The sequence below is a fragment of the Psychromonas sp. B3M02 genome, assembly GCF_003318165.1.
In the GTDB taxonomy this organism is placed as follows: domain Bacteria; phylum Pseudomonadota; class Gammaproteobacteria; order Enterobacterales; family Psychromonadaceae; genus Psychromonas.
Genome location: NZ_QOCB01000111.1, coordinates 1 through 5,585 on the forward strand (window position 1 = coordinate 1; position 5,585 = coordinate 5,585).

Annotated in this window: 5 protein-coding genes; 3 read left to right on the forward strand and 2 right to left on the reverse strand. The window is 39.1% G+C overall.

Going from position 1 to position 5,585, the window contains the following annotated elements:
• Positions 1 to 14: 14 nt before the first annotated feature.
• A complete protein-coding gene (locus DS885_RS12305; RefSeq protein WP_113819722.1) occupies positions 15 to 890 on the reverse strand; it encodes a DMT family transporter in 876 nt (291 codons plus the stop codon).
• A gap of 211 nt (positions 891 to 1,101) precedes the next feature.
• Entirely contained in the window at positions 1,102 to 1,707 is a 606-nt protein-coding gene (gene tesA, locus DS885_RS12310; RefSeq protein ID WP_113819723.1) for a multifunctional acyl-CoA thioesterase I/protease I/lysophospholipase L1, read from the reverse strand.
• Here tesA and DS885_RS12315 point away from each other — a divergent pair.
• The 3 genes from DS885_RS12315 (at position 1,706) to rpsO (ending at position 5,374) form a co-directional block, all read left to right on the forward strand.
• Positions 1,706 to 2,392 carry an ABC transporter ATP-binding protein gene (locus DS885_RS12315; protein WP_113819724.1) on the forward strand — a complete coding sequence of 229 codons (687 nt, stop codon included), beginning with the start codon at positions 1,706 to 1,708 and terminating at the stop codon, positions 2,390 to 2,392. The two genes, tesA and DS885_RS12315, sit on opposite strands and share 2 nt — an antisense overlap.
• Entirely contained in the window at positions 2,389 to 4,803 is a 2,415-nt protein-coding gene (locus tag DS885_RS12320) for an ABC transporter permease (RefSeq protein WP_113819725.1), read from the forward strand. The genes DS885_RS12315 and DS885_RS12320 overlap by 4 nt, the downstream gene beginning before the upstream one ends.
• Before the next feature lie 301 nt (positions 4,804 to 5,104).
• Positions 5,105 to 5,374, forward strand: coding sequence for a 30S ribosomal protein S15 (gene rpsO, locus DS885_RS12325; RefSeq protein WP_028870486.1), 270 nt, complete (start codon positions 5,105 to 5,107; stop codon positions 5,372 to 5,374).
• Positions 5,375 to 5,585: the final 211 nt, after the last annotated feature.

Consider the following 5,585-nt stretch of genomic DNA (forward strand, 5'->3'; position numbering starts at 1 on the left):
TAATACAATTGGTATTAATTCTTTTTCTGAATCAACAAGCCTACAATAATTAAGACCAATCCGATAATCGTTGCAGGGTAGATAGTTTCTCCAATAATAAAGTTAAGTAATAACAAGGAAACAAAAGGCGAGATAAAGATAAGATTACTGATCTTACTGGTACTTTCCGCATATTTAAGCGCTGTTAACCAAGCCACAAAAGCTAAACCCATTTCAAATAAGCCAATGTAGGTTGCACCTAACCAGCCTTGCCAAGCCGTCATACTGATATCGTCAAACACCATCACAGAAACTAAGATCATCGGTAAGCTACAAAGAAAACATAGCGACAAAGAAGCGATAGGGTCAGCATCGTTTTTACTATTAAATATCCAATAACAGGCCCACAAAATAGTACTTAATAAAGCTAAGCCAACACCTAAGGGGCTTACAAAATCGAGCGTCAATAAGTTGCCCTTAGTCGCAATGATTAACGCACCTAGATAACCTAAAGTAATAGCAATCACGTCATTTCTGCGTAATTTTTGTCCTAACACTGGTACGGCTAATAAAGATAAAGTAATCGCCCAGGTGTAATTGAGTGATTGTGCTTGTTGTGCAGGCAGCAGGTCATAAGCTTGAAACAGCAGAGAATAATATAAAAATGGGTTGATCGCGCCCATTAATAAATAAAAATAGGGGCGTTTTAAAAAACTCTCTTTTAATAAGTTAAGTTTGCCTTGTTGGTAGCAGATAATTAACAATACAAGGCTACTTGTTAAACTTGCCACAAATAGCATTTGTAATGCGCTGAAATAGAGAAGTGTCACTTTAAATGCAGTAGCAACAGTTGACCACATCAGTACGGCTAATAGAGCAAAAAGAGTCGCCGTTTTTTGATTTTTAATCATCCTTGATCCCCCGCTAAGATTAGTGTCGTATCTACTGATATATTATTTTTTGATTTTTGACTAAATTAAGTTTTTGATATTAAGTCTAAAATCTTTAGCAGGCTAGTTATTTTATTTTCATTCACTCTAAAGTGAAATTATTCAGATAGAAGATCGGTCGAATAATACAGTTATTAAAAAGGAACTGTATTATTCTGTTTTATGTAGCAGATTATTTAATTATTTTACCAAGTTCTGTTGCGATAAACTCAGCGATCCAACTTTGCGCTTTAACGTTAGGATGTAAGCCATCATTTTGCATCCACTCAGGTTTTGTAATGACTTGTTCTAAATAAAATGGCATTAATGGCGTATCTGTCTGTTCACTTAATGCGGGGTAAATATCTGAAAAAGCTTTACCGTAACGTTGCCCATAATTAGTTGGCACACGAATTTGCATTAATATCGGTTTGGCATTTTCAGCTTTGATTGATTCAATCATAGCGTTTAAATTGTCACTGATAATGGTTGGAGAGAAACCTCTTAAGCCATCATTAGCACCCAGTTCGATTAATACATAATCGGGTTGGTGTGTTGTTAACAAGCCAGGTAATCGCGCTAAACCATTACCACTTGTGTCACCAGAAATACTGGCATTAACCACTTCAAGGTCTTGGTTTTGTGCTTTTAATTGTTCGTGTAGCAGTACTGCCCAACTTTGTTCAACAGGTATTTTATAACCAGCACTTAAGCTATCTCCGACAATAAGTAACGTGTTACTGTTAGCTGCAGATGAAAAAATAAGCAATGAAAATATTAAGGAAACGAGTTTAATCATGAGTCAATCCATTATCAATGTTGAAAACATTACTAAATCTGTGATTAGTAATGATAACGAACTGTCTATCCTAAAGGGGATCTCCTTCAACATCAATGCAGGAGAGTCTGTTGCTATTATGGGAACCTCAGGTGCGGGTAAATCCACACTGATGAGTTTATTGGCAGGTTTAGATCAACCCAGCTCAGGGACTATTAGTTTATTAGGCTCAACTATTTCAGAAATGGATGATGAGCAACGCGCTAAAATGCGTAGTGAATCAATCGGTTTTGTGTTTCAGAATTTTTTATTAATCCCGTCACTCACTGCATTACAAAATGTCACGCTACCTATGCTATTACGTGGTAATGAAGATCAAGCAGCTAATGAGCTTAAAGCGAAGAAGCTATTGGCTGAAGTAGGATTATCTGGACGTGAAACCCATTTACCTACGCAGTTATCCGGAGGGGAACAACAACGTGTTGCCTTAGCACGTGCCTTTGTTACTCAACCTAAAATCTTATTTGCCGATGAGCCTACGGGAAATTTAGACCAAAAAACCGCTAAGACGATTGTTGAGTTGTTATTTGCTATGAATAAAGAGCAAGGCACCACCTTGGTATTAGTCACTCATGATCCTGAGTTGGCAAAACGTTGTCAACGCACTTTGATTATGAATGCTGGTCAGTGTCAGGAAAGCGCATGAAAACAAATAAAATGATAATCAGCTGGAGTTGGCGAGAGATCTGGTCTGGTCAGTTATGGCCTGTGATGGTGGCATTAACTTTGATTATTGCTTGTGTTGTTGCTTTATCGACTCTGGCATTACGTGTTGAAAAGGTCATGACCAATCAAGGACGTGATCTATTAGCGGCAGATCTTGTGTTTCGATCAACAAACCCTGTGCCAGAAGAGTTAGTGGATAAAGCACAAGCCGCAGGGTTAAGTACTTCTTCACAAAGCCGTTTTCAAACGATGGCGTTTAGTGATCAGAACTTACAATTAGTCACAGTGAAAAGTGTTGAAACCAGTTACCCATTACGTGGGTCATTAACCCTTAGAGATGCTCAACAATCGGCTCAAAAACAAGTTAAACCTGGCGAGTTGTGGCTTTCTCCTCGTTTATTTTCAATCTTAGAAAGCAAGGTTGGCGACACGATTGCCATCGGTGATGCTGAACTTGCGATCAGTGGCACCATAGAAGAGGAGCCTGAGTTAGCTTATAACCCATTTAACAGTATCCCCAATGTATTTATTCATAGCACTGACCTCGATAAAACCGGTGCAATTCAAATAGGTAGTCGAGTACGTTATCGTTTATTCATTAATGGTGAGCCTACTGCATTAGCTGCTTTTCAGGATCGTTATGAGTTACAACCTGGTGAGTCATGGGGTGATCAAAATAGAGAGAGTCGTGCTGTTCGTTTAATGGATAAAGCTAAGCAATATTTATCACTGACTATTTTGATGGTGATATTGATGGCAGCGGTGACACTTATCTTAACTTGCCTGCATTATGTGCGAAATCGCAGTGAAACCGTGTCCATGTTAAAAAGCATGGGGTCTAGTCGTGCTTGGTTGCGGACTTGGTTAACCACACAAGTATTGATTATGTTTATCAGTGCTTTTGTGATTGGTAGTTCATTAGGTTTGTTATTAGAGTACCTATTACGTGTACCGCTTGCCGATATTTTGCCTCAACAGTTACCAAGTATTGGTGTACAACCTTTCTTGTTTGCCTTAGGCGTTGCACTTTGCATTGGCTTACCGGCATTGCTGATCCCATTAACTCGCTTATTAGATGCCCCAGCGATTAATGTCATTCAAAAGCAAGCAGTGACATACAGTAAAACTAGCTGGTGGTTATTGTTATTACCTTTTACGGCACTAGTCGTGTTTTATGGTGGTAACAAATTAGTGTGGATGGTGTTAATTGGCTTATTAGTGCTGTTTGTTGTGTTAGCTGGTTTAAGTTATGGCTTTTTACAGCTATTAGGAAAAATAAAATGGGGGGCAGCGCTGAGCCTAGCGTTAAGCCGTATTAGTCGTGCACCAAAAAACAGTATGATGCAGCTAGCTGCGTTATCTGGTTCGCTGATGTTAGTGGCGTTAATTTGGTTGGTGAAAAGTGACTTGTTAGGTGACTGGCAGCAAACCTTAGCGCCCGATGCGCCGAATGTGTTCTCTATTAATATCAGTCCAGAGCAACAACAAGGGTATTTACAAGCGTTAGATCAAGCTGGACTACCGCATAGTGATGCTTTTGCCATTATTCGAGGGCGTATTACTAAAATACGAGGTCAAGACTCGGCCGAGCTACCTGCATACCAAGATCCTGAAGTGCGTATTTTGAAGCGCGAAGTGAATTTCACTTGGATGGAGCAATTACCTGATTATAACGAAGTGATTGCAGGTGATTGGACGGGTAAGAAAACCGTCTCAGTAGAGCAAGAAGTAGCGCAAGAGCTTGGATTACAAATAGGCGATACCATGACTTTTGAAGTGAATAGTCAACCTTTCACGGCAACGGTTAATTCATTAAGAGCGGTAGAGTGGCAAAGTTTAAAACCAAACTTTGTCTTTATCTTTAGTAAAGATGCGGTGGCTGATTTACCTTCTACTTGGATGGTCAGTTTTAGAGCCGAAGAGGATCAAACACCTTTAGTGAATGAATTAGCGCGCGCTTACCCGACGGTTACCCTATTGGATTTGCGTACTATGGCCACTAAGGTACAAAGTCTATTAAGACAAATATCTTGGTCTTTAACTGGGTTAGCGGCGTTAGGTGTTGTTGCGGGAATCTTGCTCATTTTCACTCTATTACGCTTAAGTTTAAGTGAGCGTAAAAGAGAGATAACGCTTTACCGAACATTAGGGGCAAGTAAAAAACGTATCAGTCATACATTATGGGCTGAATATGGTTTATTAGCACTTAGTGGTGGCTTTGTTGCTGCCATTGCGGCGGAGATTATTTTATCTGCATTAATGATCTGGGGATTTGAGTTGTCACCACAGTGGCACCCAAGTATGTTTGTTGTGTTGCCTGTTCTCGCGATAATTGTGGTATTTATTAGTTTACGTTCAGTCATTAAAGGATTATTAAAACCTTTACGTTAACTACTTTTATGCATAATTAAATAATGACGGCTTTTGTTTTTACAAAAGCCGTTTTTTATTGAAAATAACGACCTTTTCATTGAGCATAAAGTCGTTTACTCGTTGAATTCATAGGTGCATTAAATGCTTGGGTTAATAGCTTGCGAAGCCACGCATAAATAGCACGAAAATAAGCGTGTTTATAGTTGCACATAAGGTTAAAAGTCCGTAAACTTCGGCCTTCACTTTATCGCTGAATTAGTGATCGGCGATAATAATTAAAATAGGTTATCCACATAACCGCAAAATATCGGAGTACGTTATGTCACTAAGTGCAGAACAGAAAGCTGAGATTGTAGCAAAATTTGGTCGCGCAGAAGGCGATACTGGTTCACCTGAAGTTCAAGTTGCATTGTACACAGTACAAATCAACCACCTTCAAGGTCACTTCAAAGAGCACATCCATGATCACCACAGCCGTCGTGGTCTATTACGCATGGTTAGTCAACGTCGTAAATTACTTGACTACTTAAAGCGTAAAAATGTTGCAGCTTACACAGCATTAATCGCAGAATTAGGTCTACGTCGTTAATTCGAGGTTTAACTTAATTTCAAAAAGAGCCTAAGGGCTCTTTTTTTGTGCCTGCTAAAGGTAATACCAATCATAGTAAGTAACTGATCTATTTTACTTGTTAAAACAACTTATTTTTTCGTTGTAAGCTTCGTATAGGGAACAACCATTTACATCAACTTACGCCTCAAACTAAGCCATTTTTCCGGCGCAAAATTTAGAACAGTCATTT